Raw genomic sequence first — 17,563 nt, 5'->3', positions numbered from 1 at the left:
CCCCGGCGGCCACCTCCGCCGCACGGGTCCGGCCGTGCCGTGCGACCCCCGACCGGGTCAGGGCAGCCCGCCGCGCCCCTGACGGGGCAGATCCAGCTCGGTGGCCGCCGTGAAATCGCCGTACTCCCGTACCGCGCTGGTGCGTGCCACCACGCGCCCCCCGTGCACCACCACACGGCTGTACGCGAGCGAGAGCGCCCCCGCCAGCCCGTCCCCGCGCACCGCGAGCAGCTCCGCCGGGAAACCGGCCTCCACCCGCACCTCGGGCAGCCCCAGCGCCGCCCGCGCCGACGCGCTGACCGCGCCGTACGCCTCCTGGGGCCGCAGCCCGTGCCGCGAGGCCAGCAGGTAGGCCGCCTCCAGGGGGTCGCCGCGGCCCACCGGGTTGGACACGTCGCGCAGGGCGCCGCTGCCGGCCGCCACCCGGACGCCGGCCGACCGCAGCAGCCGTACCGGAGCCGTGCCGTCGCGGTCGGCGGCGCCGCATCCGCCCTGCGGCAGGCACACCACCGTCACCCCGGCCGCCGCGAGCAGGTCGGCCGTCCGCGCGGCCACCTCCGCGGGCAGCCCGCCCAGGGCGCCGCACGGCCCCACGGCCACCCCCGGCCGCAGCCCGCCCGCCATCGCCGCCAGCCGGGCCAGCCTGGCCGGATCGGCGGCGTCCGTGTGCAGGTCGACGGGGCAGCCGTGCTCGGCGGCGACCTCCAGGACCGCCTCCACGTACCCCGCCGGGTCGGGATCGAGGTCCGGGCACCCGCCCACCACCCCGGCGCCCATCTTCAGCGCGTCGCGCAGCACCGCCAGCCCCTCCGCCCCGGCCGTCCCGGTCAGCACCCTCGGCATCGCCACCGTCGTCAGCTCGGCCAGGCCGCGCAGCGACCGCCGCGCCCGCAGTACGCCGGTCAGCGCGCCGAGCCCCTGGACATCGTCCACGCGCACGTGTGCCCGCAGCGCGGTGGCGCCGTGCCCCAGGGCGTGCAGCGCCGCCTCCGTGGCCCGGCGCTGCACATCCTGGGGCGCGTAGGAGACCGGCCCGCCCCGGCCGGCCGTCAGGGCGGTGTCGGCGTGGGCGTGCGGTTCGGCGGGGGCCGGCAGCAGCAGGTAGCCGGTGAGGTCCACGCGCGTGCCGGTGCCGCACGCCCCGCCCGCCGCCAGGCTGCCCGCCGTGCCGACGGCCTCGATACGGCCCCCGCACAGCCGTACGTCCACGGTGCGGCCGTCGGTGAGCCGCGCGCCGGCCAGCAGGAGGGACCCGCCCCCGGCCGGACCCGACGGGGAGGACGAGTGGGAGGGCTGCTGCGGCTGGCTGTCGGGCATCGCGCTCCTCTGGGCTCGGGACGGCGCACTGGGGACGCAAGATCACGCAGAGTGAGTCGAGCCTAGGACGGTGACCAGCCGGGGCGGCGGAGGAGCGCAATAGTCGTACCGGCGTGGCCACCGGTTGCCCGAGGGGCCCTCGTGACCCCGGGGAAGGACCGGGGGGCGGGTCCGGGCGGGGGCCGCGGAACGGATTTGGGCGAACGGCGGACGACCGTGTAATGTCTTCATCGCTCGCCCCAATAGCTCAGTCGGCAGAGCGTCTCCATGGTAAGGAGAAGGTCAACGGTTCGATTCCGTTTTGGGGCTCTGGTGTGAACGGTTCCCGTCGCGAGGCGGGGTCCGATCGCATCTCAGCGGTGTAGCTCAGTCGGTAGAGCAAGCGGCTCATAATCGCTGTGTCACCGGTTCAAGTCCGGTCACCGCTACTCTAAGTAGCCGATTGCGGGGTCGGTCCTTCGGTCGGCTACTCTTTATGCGTTAATCAAGTCAACCCGTTCGTCAAGGAGCACTCACGTGGCTGCCACCGACGTCCGCCCGAAGATCACGCTGGCCTGCGTGGAGTGCAAGGAGCGGAACTACATCACCAAGAAGAACCGGCGTAACAACCCGGACCGTCTTGAGATGAAGAAGCACTGCCCGCGTTGCAATGCGCACACCGCGCATCGCGAAACGCGATAAATCAGGCTCGTACACGAGGCCGTCCCCGGAACTGGGGGCGGCCTCGCGTCGTTTGACCGGCAACGGCCGTACCACCGCAATCGCCCGCGATCGGCGGACAGCAGCGGTCGCTCAGACACCAGCAGTCGCAGACACCAGCAGGAGGTGCCGAGCCCATGGCGCTCGACCAGTCCTTCGTGGGGCGGACCTATCCGCCCACCGAGCCCTACGAGGTGGGCCGGGAGAAGATCCGGGAGTTCGCGGAGGCGGTGGGCGACACCAACCCCGCGTACACGGACGCGGAGGCGGCCAAGGCGCTCGGTCACCCGGACGTGATCGCCCCGCCGACGTTCGTGTTCTCCATCACGTTCAAGGCGGCCGGGCAGGTCATCCAGGACCCCCAGCTCGGCCTGGACTACAGCCGGGTGGTGCACGGCGACCAGAAGTTCGCGTACAGCCGCCCCGTGCGGGCCGGCGACCGGCTCACCGTCACCTCGACCATCGAGGGCGTCAAGTCCCTCGCGGGCAACGACATCCTGGACATCCGCGGCGAGGTCCACGACGAGGCCGGCGAGCACGTCGTGACCGCCTGGACGAAGCTGGTCGCCCGCGCGGCCGAGGAGGCGTGAGCATCCCCATGACGGCGAAGATCTCCTACACCGACGTCGAGGTCGGCACCGAACTGCCCGCGGCGGCCTTCCCCGTGACCCGCGCCACCCTGGTGCGGTACGCGGGCGCGTCCGGCGACTTCAACCCGATCCACTGGAACGAGCGGTTCGCCAAGGACGTCGGCCTGCCCGACGTCATCGCGCACGGCATGTTCACCATGGCCGAGGCCGTCCGCGTCGTCACCGACTGGGCCGGCGACCCCGGCGCGATCGTCGAGTACGGCGTCCGCTTCACCAAGCCCGTCGTCGTCCCCGACGACGACCGGGGCGCCCTGATCGAGGTCACCGGCAAGGTCGCCGCCAAGCTCGACGACAACACGGTCCGCGTCGACCTCACCGCCATGAGCGCCGGACAGAAGGTCCTCGGCATGTCCCGGGCCGTCGTCCGCCTGGCCTGAGGCGCTTCCCCCGCCCGGCAACGCGCCGCCGGGACCGTCCGCCCGGCGGCGCTGTCAGTGCCGTCTCGTAGTCTTGAGCGCGTGCAGGAACTCCACGACGCCCCCCTCGCCCCGCTCACCACCTTCCGGCTGGGCGGCCCCGCGACCCGGCTGCTCACGGCGGCCACCGACGCCGAGGTGATCGCCGCCGTCCGCGAGGCCGACGACAGCGGCACCCCCCTGCTGATCATCGGCGGCGGCTCCAACCTGGTGATCGGCGACAAGGGCTTCGACGGCACCGCCCTGCACATCGCCACCCGCGGCCTCTCCCTCGACGGCGGCACGCTGGAGCTGGCGGCCGGGGAGATCTGGACCGACGCCGTCGCCCGCACGGTCGAGGCCGGACTCGCCGGCATCGAATGCCTGGCCGGCATCCCCGGCTCCGCGGGCGCCACCCCCATCCAGAACGTGGGGGCGTACGGCCAAGAGGTCTCCGCCACCATCTCCGAGGTCGTCGCCTACGACCGCACCTCCCGCGAGACGGTCGTACTGACGAACGAGCAGTGCGCGTTCTCCTACCGCCACAGCTTCTTCAAGGCCCACCCCGAGCGGTACGTCGTGCTGCGCGTCCGCTTCGCCCTGGAGGACGCCGGCGGGATGTCCGCGCCGCTGCGCTACGCCGAGACGGCCCGCGCCCTCGGCGTCGAGCCCGGCGACCGGGTGCCGCTGGCCGACGCCCGCGAGACCGTGCTGAAGCTGCGCGCCGGCAAGGGCATGGTCCTGGACCCCGACGACCACGACACCTGGTCGGCCGGATCGTTCTTCACCAACCCGATCCTCACCGACGAGCAGTTCGCCGCCTTCCGCGCCCGGGTGCGGGAGAGGCTCGGCGACGGCGCGGAGCCGCCCGCCTACCCGGCCGGGGAGGGCCGCACCAAGACCTCCGCGGCCTGGCTGATCGACAAGGCCGGGTTCACCAAGGGCTACGGCACCGGACCCGCCCGGATCTCCACCAAGCACACCCTGGCGCTCACCAACCGCGGTGAGGCGACCACCGAGGACCTCCTCGCCCTGGCCCGCGAGGTCGTCACCGGCGTCCGCGACACGTTCGGCATCACGCTGGTCAACGAACCGGTGACGGTGGGCGTCAGCCTCTGAGGGCTCCGGGCGGCATCTTGGCGGCCGGTGCCAGCCGGTACCAGCCCCTGAGGGCCTCGGCTTCGACCAGTGCCCCGGCGATCGGTACCAGCCCTTGAAGGCTCCGACCAGTGCCCCGGCGGCCGGTACCAGCCCCTACAGCCCCCGGCCGGGTACCGCACCACCCCTCAATACGCCACCCCCACCCCCCGGCCCACCGTCCGCGGGTCGTCCAGCGCCGCGAGCATCGCGTGGGCCGTGTCGGCGCGGCTCAGGAAGCGTCCCTTGGCCGGGGTGCCGCCGACGACCGTGCGGTAGCGGCCGGTGAGCGGCTTGTCCTGGAGCCGCGGCGGCCGGACGGCCGTCCAGTCGGTGCCGCTGCGGGCGAGGGCCGCCTCCATCTCCCGCAGGTCGGCGTAGACGTCCCTGAGGACCGCCGAGACCAGCGCGCGCACGCCCCGGTCCAGCGGACCGTCCCCCTCCGGTACCGGACCCAGCGGCGCGGCGCTGACCACCACCAGCCGCCGTACGCCCTCCGCCGCCATGGCCTCCAGCACCGTACGGGTCAGGCGGGCGGCGACACCGGCGTCCTTGCGGGTGCGGGCGCCGAGCCCGGACAGCACCGCGTCCCGGCCCGCCACCGCCGGCCGGAGCGCCGCCGCGTCGGTCAGGCCGGCGCGCACCACCTCCAGGTCCCCGCCGGTCACCGGCAGCCTGGCCGGGTCGCGGACGACCGCCGTGACCTGGTGTCCGGCGTCCAGCGCCTGCCGGACGAGCTGCCGGCCCACTCCGCCCGTGGCTCCGAAAACGGTCAGCCTCATCGCGTATCCCCGGCCTTCCCCGAAGGTGGGTAAGTATTCACTCACCCGGTGTTCCTCTAGGGTGAGCAAGTACTCACCCACGCGTCAAGTCTGTATGGGAGCCACCGTGCACTCCGGCAAGCCGGCCCGGGAGCGTCTCCTGGACGCCGCCCATGAACTGATGGGCACCATCGGGCTCGCCCGCGCCACCACCAAGGAGATCGCGCGGGCCGCGCACTGCTCCGAGGCCGCGCTCTACAAGCACTTCGCGAGCAAGGAGGACCTCTTCGTCCGGGTCCTGGCCGAGCGGTTGCCGAAGCTGAGCCCGCTGCTGACCGCCCTCACCGCCGAACCGGGTGGCCGCCCCCTGGAGGAGAACCTCACCGAGATCGCCCGCCAGGCGGCCCTGTTCTATGCGGAGAGCTTCCCGATCGCCGCCTCGCTGTACGCCGAGCCGCAGCTCAAGCGGCGGCACGACGAGGCGATGCGGGAGCTGGGCACCGGACCGCACCTGCCGGTCGAGGGCCTGGACCGCTATCTGCGCGCCGAGCGGGCCGCGGGACGGCTGCGCCCCGACGCCGACACCTTCGCCGCCGCCTCCCTGCTCCTGGGCGCCTGCGCCCAGCGGGCCTTCGCCTACGACGCGGCGGCGCCCGGCGACCGCCCCCCGGTGGACGACTTCGCCCGGCGGCTGGCCCGCACCCTGCTCACCGGCCTCCTCGCGGCACCGGGGGCCGGAACCAGCGAGGTCAGCCGACCGGAGCGGTGAGCCAGGCGTCGATGCCCGACAGCAGCTTGTCCCTCGTGTCCTCGGGCGCCGCCGAGCCGCGCACCGACTGCCGGGCCACCTCGGCCAGCTCGGCGTCGGTGAAACCGTGGTACCGGCGCGCGATCTCGTACTGCGCCGCCAGCCGGGAGCCGAACAGCAGCGGGTCGTCGGCGCCCAGCGCCATCGGCACCCCCGCCTCGAACAGCCTGCGCAGCGGCACGTCCTCGGGCTTCTCGTACACGCCCAGGGCGACGTTCGACGCCGGGCACACCTCGCAGGTGATCTGCCGGTCCGCCAGCCGCTTCAGCAGACGCGGGTCCTCCGCCGCCCGGACGCCGTGCCCGATCCGGTCGGCCGCGAGGTCGTCCAGGCAGTCCCGCACCGAGGCCGGGCCGGCCAGCTCGCCCCCGTGCGGCGCCGACAGCAGCCCGCCCTCCCGCGCGATGGCGAACGCCCGGTCGAAGTCCCGGGCCATGCCCCGCCGCTCGTCGTTGGAGAGCCCGAAGCCGACCACGCCCCGGTCGGCGTAGCGCACCGCGAGCCGGGCCAGGGTGCGGGCGTCCAGCGGATGCTTCATACGGTTGGCGGCCACCAGCACCCGCATCCCGATCCCGGTCTCCCGCACGGTGCCGTCCACCGCGTCCAGGATGATCTCCAGCGCCGGGATCAGCCCGCCCAGCTTCGGCGCGTACGAGGTGGGGTCGACCTGGATCTCCAGCCACCCCGAGCCGTCCCGCAGGTCCTCCTCGGCGGCCTCGCGCACCAGCCGCTGGATGTCCTCCGGCCGCTGCAGGCACGAGCGGGCGGCGTCGTACAGCCGCTGGAAGCGGAACCAGCCCCGCTCGTCGGTCGCCCGCAGCTTCGGCGACTCCCCGCTGCTCAGCGCCTCGGTGAGGACGTCGGGCAGCCGGACGCCGTACTTGTCGGCGAGTTCCAGCAGGGTGGCGGGCCGCATCGACCCGGTGAAGTGCAGGTGGAGATGGGCCTTCGGCAGCTCAGAGAGATCACGTACACGCTCCATTCCCAGATCCTGCCGTACGTCACCGCGGTCCCGGTAGCCCGTTCCCCGAACGGGGTCTTGCTCGCACAAACGACAGGGGGCCTCCGGACATCCGGAGGCCCCCTGGGCGGTCGGTCGCGCGGCGTCAGTCCTTGGCCTCCGCCAGCAGCTTCTGAATCCGTGAGACGCCCTCGACGAGGTCCTCGTCGCCGAGCGCGTACGACAGCCGCAGATAGCCGGGCGTGCCGAACGCCTCGCCGGGCACCACCGCGACCTCGGCCTCCTCCAGGATCAGCGCGGCCAGCTCGACGGTGTCCTGCGGGCGCTTGCCCCGGATCTCCTTGCCGAGCAGCGCCTTCACCGAGGGGTAGGCGTAGAACGCGCCCTCGGGCTCGGGGCAGACCACGCCGTCGATCTCGTTCAGCATCCGCACGATGGTCCGGCGGCGCCGGTCGAACGCCTCGCGCATCTCGGCCACGGCGTCCAGGCCGCCGGAGACGGCGGCGAGCGCGGCGGCCTGCGCCACGTTCGAGACGTTGGAGGTGGCGTGCGACTGGAGGTTGGTCGCGGCCTTCACCACGTCCTTCGGGCCGATCACCCACCCGACCCGCCAGCCGGTCATGGCGTACGTCTTCGCCACCCCGTTGACCACGATGCACTTGTCGCGCAGCTCGGGCAGGAGCGCCGGCAGCGAGGTGAACTCCGCGTCGCCGTAGACCAGGTGCTCGTAGATCTCGTCGGTCAGCACCCACAGGCCGTGCTCGACGGCCCAGCGGCCGATCGCCTCGGCCTCGGCCTCCGCGTAGACGGCACCGGTCGGGTTGGAGGGGGAGACGAAGAGGACGACCTTGGTCCGCTCGGTGCGGGCCGCCTCCAACTGCTCCACCGAGACGCGGTAGCCGGTCGTCTCGTCCGCGACGACCTCCACCGGCACACCGCCGGCCAGCCGGATCGACTCCGGGTACGTCGTCCAGTACGGCGCCGGGACGATGACCTCGTCGCCCGGGTCGAGGATCGCGGCGAACGCCTCGTAGATGGCCTGCTTGCCGCCGTTGGTGACCAGGATCTGCGCCGGGTCGACCTCGTAGCCGGAGTCGCGCAGCGTCTTCGCGGCGATCGCGGCCTTCAGCTCGGGCAGCCCGCCGGCCGGGGTGTAGCGGTGGTACTTGGGGTTCTTGCACGCCTCGACGGCCGCCTCGACGATGTAGTCCGGGGTCGGGAAGTCGGGCTCACCGGCGCCGAAGCCGATCACCGGACGCCCGGCGGCCTTCAGGGCCTTGGCCTTGGCGTCCACGGCGAGGGTGGCGGACTCGGAGATCGCGCCGACTCGGGCGGAGACCCGGCGCTCGGTGGGAGGGGTTGCAGCGCTCATGGGGCCCATCGTTCCAGACCCGAAACCCGCCCGGCACGCGGGTTTCACAGTCTGAACAGCTTCCCGCGAAGGCGTGAACAACAGTCCGGAATCACCTTCCGGCCTGGGCGATCTTCACCCGGGGAGCCCCGGCGAGGCTTTCGTCGGTCCTTACTGTTCGACGCCCGGCCCGGGAACACGTACACTCTCACCTCGTCGGCCTTCAGCGGCCCGCGCTCATCCGGTGCCCACCGAGCACCCGGGCGGATGCGGTACGTTGGGGACACACAAAGGGTCGTAGCTCAATTGGTAGAGCACTGGTCTCCAAAACCAGCGGTTGGGGGTTCAAGTCCCTCCGGCCCTGCTACACACTCCTTCGCCAGGATGTGTGCGCATGTACGTACAGCAATGCACCGCCGTGCGGCTCAGACCGGGCGCGGCACGGCCACGACCCGGAATCAGGTGAGGACGAGTGACGGACGCCGTGGGCTCCATCGACATGCCTGATGCCCAGGACGAGGCTCCGGACTCCAACAAGAAGCAGCGCAAGGGCGGCAAGCGGGCCAAGAAGGGCCCGCTGAAGCGTCTCGCGCTGTTCTACCGCCAGATCATCGCGGAGCTGCGCAAGGTCGTCTGGCCCAGCCGCAACCAACTGACGACGTACACCACTGTGGTGATCATCTTCGTCGTCATCATGATCGGCCTGGTCACCGTGATTGACTATGGGCTCAGCCACGCCGCCAAGTACGTCTTCGGCTGACCCGAGAGCGAAGAGCGCCGAGGTACCCGGCGCTCCTTTCGCGTGTTCCACCCCCATGTATCCAGGAAGAAGCAGCCACCGTGTCTGACCCGAACGTGAACGACGCTGTCGAGCCTCGCGGCGAAGGGGCCGAGTCCGCCGAGGACCAGCTCGACGCCGTCGAGGGCGCGGAGCACGAGGACACCGAGACCTCCGCCGAGGTCGAGGCTGCCGAGACCGACGAGGCCGCCGAGGCCGACGTCGAGGAGACCGCCGAGACCGAGGACGTCGAGGACGCGGAGCCCGCGGACGACGCCGAGGCCGAGGAAGAGGCCGCGGACACGGCCGGCGAAGAGGCCGCGGACGAGCCCGACATCGACCCGGTCGAGAAGCTCCGCCAGGAACTGCGCGTCCTGCCCGGCGAGTGGTACGTCATCCACACCTACGCCGGCTACGAGAACCGCGTGAAGACCAACCTGGAGCAGCGCGCCGTCTCGCTCAACGTCGAGGACTACATCTTCCAGGCCGAGGTGCCGCAGGAAGAGGTCGTCCAGATCAAGAACGGCGACCGCAAGACGATCCGCCAGAACAAGCTGCCGGGTTACGTCCTGGTCCGCATGGACCTGACCAACGAGTCCTGGGGCGTCGTCCGCAACACCCCCGGCGTCACCGGCTTCGTGGGCAACGCCTACGACCCGTACCCGCTGACCCTGGACGAGATCGTCAAGATGCTCGCCCCGGAGGCCGAGGAGAAGGCCGCCCGTGAGGCCGCCGAGGCCGAGGGCAAGCCCGCGCCGCAGCGCAAGGTCGAGGTCCAGGTGCTGGACTTCGAGGTCGGCGACTCGGTCACCGTCACCGACGGCCCGTTCGCCACGCTCCAGGCCACCATCAACGAGATCAACGCCGACTCGAAGAAGGTCAAGGGCCTCGTCGAGATCTTCGGCCGCGAGACGCCGGTCGAGCTGAGCTTCGACCAGATCCAGAAGAACTAGTTTCTTCGGAACACAGCGTCCGAGCAGGTCAGACCGCTGCCCAGGTAGCCGTCTGACCTGCTCGGTTTTCAGCCGCACTTCTATACCCGTTATCGTTGTGCGGTATGCCTGCGTCCGGGTTGTCCCCCGGGAGCGGGCAGGACCCGAATCGAAAGGACCCGGAGAGCCATGCCTCCCAAGAAGAAGAAGGTCACGGGGCTCATCAAGCTCCAGATCCAGGCCGGTGCCGCCAACCCGGCTCCGCCGGTCGGCCCCGCGCTGGGCCAGCACGGCGTGAACATCATGGAGTTCTGCAAGGCCTACAACGCCGCGACCGAGTCGCAGCGCGGCTGGGTCATCCCGGTGGAGATCACGGTCTACGAGGACCGCTCCTTCACCTTCATCACCAAGACGCCGCCGGCCGCCAAGATGATCCTCAAGGCCGCGGGCGTGGAGAAGGGCTCCGGCGAGCCGCACAAGACCAAGGTCGCGAAGATCACGCGTGACCAGGTGCGTGAGATCGCCACCACCAAGATGCCCGACCTCAACGCCAACGACCTGGACGCCGCCGAGAAGATCATCGCCGGCACCGCCCGTTCCATGGGCGTCACGGTCGAGGGCTGACCCTCACCCTCGTAAGCCAGCAGTAGTGGCAGGGCCTGCTCGGCCCGGACCACAACTCCTCAGAAGCCAACAGGAGCAGTAGTGAGCAAGCGCAGCAAGTCTCTCCGCGCTGCGGACGCCAAGATCGACCGGGACAAGCTCTACGCCCCGCTCGAGGCCGTCCGTCTCGCCAAGGAGACCTCCACGACCAAGTTCGACGGCACCGTCGAGGTCGCCTTCCGCCTGGGTGTCGACCCGCGCAAGGCCGACCAGATGGTCCGTGGCACCGTGAACCTCCCGCACGGCACCGGCAAGACCGCCCGGGTCCTGGTCTTCGCGACCGGCGACCGTGCCGAGGCCGCGCGTGCCGCGGGCGCCGACATCGTCGGCGCCGACGAACTGATCGACGAGGTGTCGAAGGGCCGTCTGGACTTCGACGCCGTCGTCGCCACCCCGGACCTCATGGGCAAGGTCGGCCGCCTCGGCCGCGTCCTCGGCCCGCGTGGTCTGATGCCGAACCCGAAGACGGGCACCGTGACCCCGGACGTGGCCAAGGCCGTGACCGAGATCAAGGGCGGCAAGATCGAGTTCCGTGTCGACAAGCACGCGAACCTGCACTTCATCATCGGCAAGACGTCGTTCGACGACACCAAGCTGGTGGAGAACTACGGCGCGGCCCTGGAGGAGATCCTCCGGCTGAAGCCGTCCGCCGCCAAGGGCCGCTACATCAAGAAGGCCGCCATCAGCACCACGATGGGCCCCGGCATCCCGATCGACTCCAACCGCACCCGCAACCTCCTCGTCGAGGAGGACCCGGCGGCGGTCTGAGCCCTCGGCTCGCCCCCAGCGGTTCCACGGGCCCCGCACCTTCCCAGGTGCGGGGCCCGTCCCCGTTCCCGACCGGGTACGACCGCCCGGACCCTGGGTTAGCGTGCGGGCACGCAACCGACAGGGGTGGGTGGGACATGACGGGCACGACACCGCGTCGCAGGGCCTCGGGGATCGCGCTGACGGCCGTACTGCTGGGTGCCACCGCCTGCTCCGGCGAGGAGCCCGCCCCCGCGGCCCCTGCTCCGGCCGAGCGGGCCCTGCGCGCCGTCGAGCGGGCCACCGACCGGGCCGGGTCGGCGCGGGTCACCTCCACCACGGTCATGGGCAGCGAACTGTCCATCGAGGCGGCCGGCGCCCTCGGATGGCGGGACGACGGCCTCACCGGCACCCTCACCATCACGTACACCGGCGGCACCACCGCCGAGACCATGCGCGAGCTGGGCACCACCTCCATGGAGGCCCGCTACCTGCCCGACGCGTACTACGCGCGGATGGGCGACGCCTTCGCCGACAAGCTGGGCGGCCGGCACTGGATCAGGTACGACTACGAGGACCTGGAGAGCCTCGGCGGGGGAGCGGGCGCCGGATTCGCCGACCAGATGCGCACCAGTACGCCCCAGCAGTCCGTCAAGCGGCTGCTGACCGCCGACGACGTCCGCAAGGTCGGCGTGGGGACCACCCGCGGCCAGCGCACCACGCACTACTCCGGCACCGTCGACGGCCCCGGCACCCAGACCGTCGACGTCTGGGTCAACGACCAGGACCTGCTGGTCAAGAAGGTCGAGCGGGGCAGCACCGAATCCGGCCGGCTGACCCAGACCGCGTACTACGGCGACTACGGCGTCCGCGCCGCCGCCGAACGGCCCCCGGCCGGCGACACGGCCGACTTCGAGGAACTCCTCGGCCGGGAGACCGGCGGTTCCGAGCCGTCCTGACCGCGCGGAAACCACCGGAGCGGGCGGATTTGCTTGACACCGCCCCGGTCCCGTACGCTTCCACAGAAGCCAAAGACCGCTGGTCGTTGCCGTGCGCTCGTGAGAGGGCGCGGTGGCCGAAGGAACCGCTGAACTGCGGACGACCCGCGCAGGTGACATTGGAGAAGCTCCCGGAGTGCGCGCCGTGTGCGCGGATGGATTCCGGTCGAGCTACGCCCCGTGCGCCTGCGCCGGGGCGTTTCGTTTTCCCCAGTCCTCCTTCGGGTCCGCGCGGTCCGAATCACCCGGAAGGAGGCCGAGGCTCTATGGCGAGGCCCGACAAGGCTGCCGCGGTTGCCGAGCTGACGGACAAGTTCCGCAGCTCCAACGCCGCCGTGCTGACCGAGTACCGCGGTCTCACCGTGGCGCAGCTCAAGACGCTGCGCCGGTCGCTCGGTGAGAACGCCCAGTACGCCGTGGTGAAGAACACGCTGACCAAGATTGCGGCCAACGAGGCCGGGATCACGACGCTGGACGACCAGTTCAATGGTCCGACGGCTGTCGCCTTCATCACCGGTGACCCGGTGGAGTCGGCGAAGGGTCTGCGCGACTTCGCCAAGGACAACCCCGATCTCGTCATCAAGGGCGGTGTCCTTGACGGCAAGGCGCTGTCCGCCGACGAGATCAAGAAGCTTGCGGACCTCGAGTCCCGCGAGGTTCTGCTCTCCAAGCTGGCCGGTGCCATGAAGGGCAAGCAGTCCCAGGCTGCCTCTGTCTTCCAGGCGCTGCCGTCGAAGCTCGTCCGCACCGTGGACGCGCTCCGTGCCAAGCAGGACGAGCAGGGCGGTGCCGAGTAATTCGGCTCGCTTTCTGACTCACGCCGCCTAGCGGCGGGGGTCGCAGCGGGCCCGACGTACGCCCGCCTCACCCAGTACATCCGGCACCTGCCGATTTAGTGGAAGGACCGCCATCATGGCGAAGCTCAGCCAGGAAGACCTGCTCGCGCAGTTCGAGGAGATGACCCTCATCGAGCTCTCCGAGTTCGTGAAGGCCTTCGAGGAGAAGTTCGACGTCACCGCCGCCGCCGCCGCGCCGGTCGTGGTCCAGGGCCAGGGTGGCGGCGGCGCCGCCGAGGCCGTCGAGGAGAAGGACGAGTTCGACGTCGTCCTCACCGGCGCCGGTGACAAGAAGATCCAGGTCATCAAGGTCGTGCGCGAGCTGACCTCCCTCGGTCTGAAGGAGGCCAAGGACCTGGTCGACGGCACCCCGAAGCCGGTCCTGGAGAAGGTCAACAAGGAGCAGGCCGACAAGGCCGCCGAGGCCCTCAAGGGCGCCGGCGCCTCCGTCGAGGTCAAGTAACACCTTCGCGTCCGCGGAAAACGGCTCCCGAGGGCTGTAACGCGGACGCATCGAGGAGCGATCATCCATCCGGGTGGTCGCTCTTCGGCGTTCCCGGGGGTGCGGCCACGGTTGCCTTGCTCGCGTGTTAGCGCGGGGTATGGTGATCTTCGTCGTGTCGCCGAGCGTCCCGGTTCGGGTCAGGGGGGCCTTGACGAACCGCACGCAGCGCGCAATTCTCAGGACGCGTCGTCACAACGATCCGGGTTCCGAGGCATGGATCGGCGACGAAGAGGGCAGTATCAACGTGCGTTGAGGGCAGGCATGCCGCAGACGTTGAGAACAGTGAGGGTAGTGAGGCGCTCCAAAGAGCGGGACTGGACATCAGTGTGCCAAGTGGCTACACTGACCCTTTGCGCTGCCTGTTAGCTGCTCCCTGCCCGTCACCAGGGGCATGCCCTCACCTGAGCATCGAGACCGGAAGTCCCTGAACTGGCCGAACGGCCGGAAATGGGAAGTCTGTCCCCGTGCACAGGAGAGGGACCGGTACGCGCGTAGTGAGTCCGAGCCCTCGGAAGGACCCCCTCTTGGCCGCCTCGCGCAACGCCTCGACCGCGAATACGAACAACGCTGCCAGCACCGCCCCGCTGCGCATCTCTTTTGCAAAGATCAAGGAGCCCCTCGAGGTTCCGAACCTCCTCGCGCTGCAAACCGAGAGCTTCGACTGGCTGCTCGGCAACGACGCGTGGAAGGCTCGCGTCGAGGAGGCCCTGGAGAACGGTCAGGACGTCCCCACCAAGTCCGGTCTGGAGGAGATCTTCGAGGAGATCTCTCCGATCGAGGACTTCTCCGGGTCGATGTCGCTGACCTTCCGCGACCACCGCTTCGAGCCGCCGAAGAACTCCATCGACGAGTGCAAGGAGCGCGACTTCACGTTCGCCGCCCCGCTCTTCGTCACGGCCGAGTTCACCAACAACGAGACCGGCGAGATCAAGTCCCAGACGGTCTTCATGGGCGACTTCCCGCTCATGACCAACAAGGGCACCTTCGTCATCAACGGCACCGAGCGTGTCGTGGTGTCGCAGCTCGTCCGTTCCCCCGGCGTCTACTTCGACTCCAGCATCGACAAGACGTCCGACAAGGACATCTTCTCCGCCAAGATCATCCCGTCCCGGGGTGCCTGGCTGGAGATGGAGATCGACAAGCGCGACATGGTCGGTGTCCGCATCGACCGCAAGCGCAAGCAGTCCGTCACCGTCCTGCTCAAGGCGCTCGGCTGGACCACCGAGCAGATCCTGGAGGAGTTCGGCGAGTACGAGTCGATGCGCGCCACCCTGGAGAAGGACCACACCCAGGGCCAGGACGACGCGCTGCTCGACATCTACCGCAAGCTGCGTCCGGGCGAGCCGCCGACCCGTGAGGCCGCGCAGACGCTGCTCGAGAACCTCTACTTCAACCCCAAGCGCTACGACCTGGCCAAGGTCGGCCGTTACAAGGTCAACAAGAAGCTGGGCGCCGACGCCCCGCTCGACGCCGGCATCCTGACCGTCGAGGACATCATCTCGACGATCAAGTACCTGGTGAAGCTGCACGCCGGCGAGACCGAGACGACCGCGGACAACGGTCAGACGATCGTCGTCGAGACCGACGACATCGACCACTTCGGCAACCGCCGTCTGCGCAGCGTCGGCGAGCTGATCCAGAACCAGGTCCGTACGGGTCTGGCGCGTATGGAGCGGGTGGTCCGCGAGCGGATGACCACCCAGGACGTCGAGGCGATCACGCCCCAGACCCTGATCAACATCCGGCCGGTCGTCGCCTCCATCAAGGAGTTCTTCGGCACCAGCCAGCTCTCGCAGTTCATGGACCAGAACAACCCGCTGTCGGGTCTCACCCACAAGCGCCGTCTGTCGGCTCTCGGCCCGGGTGGCCTCTCCCGTGAGCGGGCCGGCTTCGAGGTCCGTGACGTGCACCCCTCGCACTACGGCCGCATGTGCCCGATCGAGACGCCCGAAGGCCCGAACATCGGTCTGATCGGCTCGCTCGCCTCCTACGGCCGGGTCAACGCGTTCGGTTTCGTCGAGACCCCGTACCGCAAGGTCATCGACGGCCAGGTCACCGACGACGTCGACTACCTGACCGCCGACGAGGAGGACCGCTTCGTCATCGCACAGGCCAACGCCACGCTGGGCGACGACATGCGGTTCGCCGAGGCCCGGGTGCTGGTGCGCCGCAAGGGCGGCGAGGTCGACTACGTCGGCCCCGGGGACGTGGACTACATGGACGTCTCGCCGCGCCAGATGGTGTCGGTCGCGACCGCCATGATCCCCTTCCTGGAGCACGACGACGCCAACCGCGCCCTCATGGGCGCGAACATGATGCGCCAGGCCGTCCCGCTCATCAAGAGCGAGTCGCCGCTGGTCGGCACCGGCATGGAGTACCGCTCCGCGGTCGACGCCGGTGACGTGGTCAAGGCCGAGAAGCCGGGTGTGGTCCAGGAGGTCTCCGCGGACTACATCACCACCGCCAACGACGACGGCACGTACATCACGTACCGCCTGGCCAAGTTCGCCCGCTCCAACCAGGGCACCTCGGTCAACCAGAAGGTCATCGTCAACGAGGGCGACCGGATCATCACCGGCCAGGTCCTCGCCGACGGCCCCGCCACCGAGAACGGCGAGATGGCGCTCGGCAAGAACCTGCTGGTCGCGTTCATGCCGTGGGAGGGTCACAACTACGAGGACGCGATCATCCTGTCGCAGCGCCTCGTCCAGGACGACGTCCTCTCCTCGATCCACATCGAGGAGCACGAGGTCGACGCCCGTGACACCAAGCTCGGCCCGGAGGAGATCACCCGGGACATCCCGAACGTCTCCGAGGAGGTCCTCGCCGACCTCGACGAGCGCGGCATCATCCGTATCGGCGCCGAGGTCATCGCCGGCGACATCCTCGTCGGCAAGGTGACCCCCAAGGGCGAGACCGAGCTGACCCCCGAGGAGCGCCTGCTGCGCGCGATCTTCGGCGAGAAGGCCCGTGAGGTCCGTGACACCTCGCTGAAGGTGCCGCACGGCGAGACCGGCAAGGTCATCGGCGTCCGCGTCTTCGACCGCGAGGAGGGCGACGAGCTTCCCCCCGGTGTCAACCAGCTCGTGCGCGTGTACGTCGCGCAGAAGCGCAAGATCACCGACGGTGACAAGCTCGCCGGCCGCCACGGCAACAAGGGCGTCATCTCCAAGATCCTGCCGATCGAGGACATGCCGTTCCTGGAGGACGGCACCCCGGTCGACATCATCCTCAACCCGCTGGGCGTCCCGTCCCGGATGAACCCGGGACAGGTCCTGGAGATCCACCTCGGCTGGCTCGCCAGCCGCGGCTGGGACGTCTCCGGCCTCGCGGAGGAGTGGGCGCAGCGCCTCCAGGTCATCGGCGCCGACAAGGTCGAGCCCGGGACCAACGTCGCCACCCCGGTCTTCGACGGTGCGCGCGAGGACGAGCTGGCCGGTCTGCTCCAGCACACCATCCCCAACCGCGACGGCGAGCGCATGGTGCTCCCGACCGGTAAGGCGCGGCTGTTCGACGGCCGCAGCGGTGAGCCGTTCCCGGACCCGATCTCGGTCGGCTACATGTACATCCTCAAGCTGCACCACCTGGTCGACGACAAGCTGCACGCCCGTTCGACCGGCCCGTACTCGATGATCACCCAGCAGCCGCTGGGTGGTAAGGCCCAGTTCGGTGGCCAGCGCTTCGGTGAGATGGAGGTGTGGGCGCTGGAGGCGTACGGCGCCGCGTACGCCCTCCAGGAGCTGCTGACCATCAAGTCCGACGACGTCACCGGCCGCGTGAAGGTCTACGAGGCCATCGTCAAGGGCGAGAACATCCCTGAGCCCGGCATCCCCGAGTCCTTCAAGGTGCTCATCAAGGAGATGCAGTCCCTGTGCCTCAACGTGGAGGTGCTGTCCTCGGACGGCATGTCCATCGAGATGCGCGACACCGACGAGGACGTCTTCCGCGCGGCGGAGGAGCTCGGCATCGACCTGTCCCGGCGCGAGCCGAGCAGCGTCGAAGAGGTCTGACGGGAGTCCGGCGGG

17 protein-coding genes and 3 tRNA genes are annotated in these 17,563 nt (G+C 70.2%); 16 read left to right on the top strand and 4 right to left on the bottom strand.

The features are described from left to right. Positions 1 to 57: 57 nt before the first annotated feature. Entirely contained in the window at positions 58 to 1,317 is a 1,260-nt protein-coding gene (locus ACFY32_RS05875; protein WP_390673499.1) for an amidohydrolase family protein, read from the bottom strand. Positions 1,318 to 1,553: 236 nt separating this feature from the next. Between ACFY32_RS05875 and ACFY32_RS05870 the strand changes: the two genes are divergently transcribed. The 6 genes from ACFY32_RS05870 to ACFY32_RS05845 all read left to right on the top strand — a co-directional run bounded on the left by ACFY32_RS05870 (position 1,554) and on the right by ACFY32_RS05845 (position 4,180). Next, a tRNA-Thr gene (locus ACFY32_RS05870) sits at positions 1,554 to 1,626 on the top strand. A gap of 46 nt (positions 1,627 to 1,672) precedes the next feature. Then, positions 1,673 to 1,745: transfer RNA gene (locus ACFY32_RS05865), tRNA-Met, on the top strand. 88 nt (positions 1,746 to 1,833) lie between these two features. Further along, complete coding sequence (gene rpmG, locus ACFY32_RS05860) at positions 1,834 to 1,998, top strand: 50S ribosomal protein L33 (RefSeq protein ID WP_003948671.1); 165 nt, start codon at positions 1,834 to 1,836, stop codon at positions 1,996 to 1,998. A gap of 155 nt (positions 1,999 to 2,153) precedes the next feature. Further along, positions 2,154 to 2,606, top strand: a complete 453-nt coding sequence (locus tag ACFY32_RS05855; RefSeq protein WP_359189304.1) for a MaoC family dehydratase N-terminal domain-containing protein — start codon at positions 2,154 to 2,156, stop codon at positions 2,604 to 2,606. Positions 2,607 to 2,614: 8 nt separating this feature from the next. Further along, positions 2,615 to 3,043, top strand: coding sequence for a MaoC family dehydratase (locus tag ACFY32_RS05850; protein WP_359189838.1), 429 nt, complete (start codon positions 2,615 to 2,617; stop codon positions 3,041 to 3,043). An 81-nt stretch (positions 3,044 to 3,124) separates the two neighbouring features. Beyond that, the gene (locus ACFY32_RS05845; protein ID WP_359189301.1) at positions 3,125 to 4,180 is read left to right on the top strand and encodes a UDP-N-acetylmuramate dehydrogenase; all 1,056 of its coding nucleotides are present in this window, start codon (positions 3,125 to 3,127) and stop codon (positions 4,178 to 4,180) included. Positions 4,181 to 4,347: 167 nt separating this feature from the next. Here ACFY32_RS05845 and ACFY32_RS05840 read toward each other — a convergent pair whose 3' ends face one another. Continuing rightward, positions 4,348 to 4,980 (bottom strand): NAD(P)-dependent oxidoreductase, encoded by a 633-nt coding sequence (locus tag ACFY32_RS05840; protein ID WP_390673498.1) that lies wholly within the window; start codon positions 4,978 to 4,980, stop codon positions 4,348 to 4,350. Positions 4,981 to 5,074: 94 nt separating this feature from the next. Between ACFY32_RS05840 and ACFY32_RS05835 the strand changes: the two genes are divergently transcribed. Then, entirely contained in the window at positions 5,075 to 5,728 is a 654-nt protein-coding gene (locus tag ACFY32_RS05835) for a TetR/AcrR family transcriptional regulator (RefSeq protein WP_390673497.1), read from the top strand. Here the strand turns inward: ACFY32_RS05835 and ACFY32_RS05830 are convergent. Continuing rightward, a complete protein-coding gene (locus ACFY32_RS05830) occupies positions 5,709 to 6,749 on the bottom strand; it encodes an adenosine deaminase (RefSeq protein ID WP_390673496.1) in 1,041 nt (346 codons plus the stop codon). The two genes, ACFY32_RS05835 and ACFY32_RS05830, sit on opposite strands and share 20 nt — an antisense overlap. Before the next feature lie 124 nt (positions 6,750 to 6,873). Continuing rightward, complete coding sequence (locus tag ACFY32_RS05825; protein ID WP_359189289.1) at positions 6,874 to 8,100, bottom strand: pyridoxal phosphate-dependent aminotransferase; 1,227 nt, start codon at positions 8,098 to 8,100, stop codon at positions 6,874 to 6,876. Positions 8,101 to 8,370: 270 nt separating this feature from the next. Here ACFY32_RS05825 and ACFY32_RS05820 point away from each other — a divergent pair. The 9 genes from ACFY32_RS05820 to rpoB all read left to right on the top strand — a co-directional run bounded on the left by ACFY32_RS05820 (position 8,371) and on the right by rpoB (position 17,548). Then, a tRNA-Trp gene (locus tag ACFY32_RS05820) sits at positions 8,371 to 8,443 on the top strand. A 108-nt stretch (positions 8,444 to 8,551) separates the two neighbouring features. Continuing rightward, positions 8,552 to 8,839, top strand: a complete 288-nt coding sequence (gene secE, locus ACFY32_RS05815; protein WP_359189287.1) for a preprotein translocase subunit SecE — start codon at positions 8,552 to 8,554, stop codon at positions 8,837 to 8,839. A gap of 80 nt (positions 8,840 to 8,919) precedes the next feature. Further along, positions 8,920 to 9,810 carry a transcription termination/antitermination protein NusG gene (nusG, locus tag ACFY32_RS05810; protein ID WP_359189284.1) on the top strand — a complete coding sequence of 297 codons (891 nt, stop codon included), beginning with the start codon at positions 8,920 to 8,922 and terminating at the stop codon, positions 9,808 to 9,810. 168 nt (positions 9,811 to 9,978) lie between these two features. Continuing rightward, positions 9,979 to 10,413: a 50S ribosomal protein L11 gene (gene rplK / locus ACFY32_RS05805; RefSeq protein WP_006130605.1), complete on the top strand. Its 435-nt coding sequence runs from the start codon at positions 9,979 to 9,981 to the stop codon at positions 10,411 to 10,413. An 81-nt stretch (positions 10,414 to 10,494) separates the two neighbouring features. Continuing rightward, positions 10,495 to 11,220 carry a 50S ribosomal protein L1 gene (gene rplA, locus ACFY32_RS05800; RefSeq protein ID WP_359189281.1) on the top strand — a complete coding sequence of 242 codons (726 nt, stop codon included), beginning with the start codon at positions 10,495 to 10,497 and terminating at the stop codon, positions 11,218 to 11,220. Positions 11,221 to 11,357: 137 nt separating this feature from the next. Beyond that, positions 11,358 to 12,158 (top strand): hypothetical protein, encoded by an 801-nt coding sequence (locus tag ACFY32_RS05795; RefSeq protein WP_390673495.1) that lies wholly within the window; start codon positions 11,358 to 11,360, stop codon positions 12,156 to 12,158. A 305-nt stretch (positions 12,159 to 12,463) separates the two neighbouring features. Beyond that, entirely contained in the window at positions 12,464 to 12,994 is a 531-nt protein-coding gene (gene rplJ / locus ACFY32_RS05790; RefSeq protein WP_359189275.1) for a 50S ribosomal protein L10, read from the top strand. 115 nt (positions 12,995 to 13,109) lie between these two features. Beyond that, on the top strand, positions 13,110 to 13,496 hold the full coding sequence (gene rplL, locus ACFY32_RS05785; protein WP_359189272.1) for a 50S ribosomal protein L7/L12: 387 nt from the start codon (positions 13,110 to 13,112) through the stop codon (positions 13,494 to 13,496). A 566-nt stretch (positions 13,497 to 14,062) separates the two neighbouring features. Further along, positions 14,063 to 17,548, top strand: a complete 3,486-nt coding sequence (gene rpoB / locus ACFY32_RS05780) for a DNA-directed RNA polymerase subunit beta (protein WP_359189269.1) — start codon at positions 14,063 to 14,065, stop codon at positions 17,546 to 17,548. Positions 17,549 to 17,563 lie beyond the last annotated feature (15 nt).

It is taken from the genome of Streptomyces sp. NPDC000134 (assembly GCF_042899225.1).
Classification (GTDB): domain Bacteria; phylum Actinomycetota; class Actinomycetes; order Streptomycetales; family Streptomycetaceae; genus Streptomyces.
Note: the sequence above shows the minus strand (reverse complement) of the source record. Positions and strands in the feature narration are given on the sequence as shown.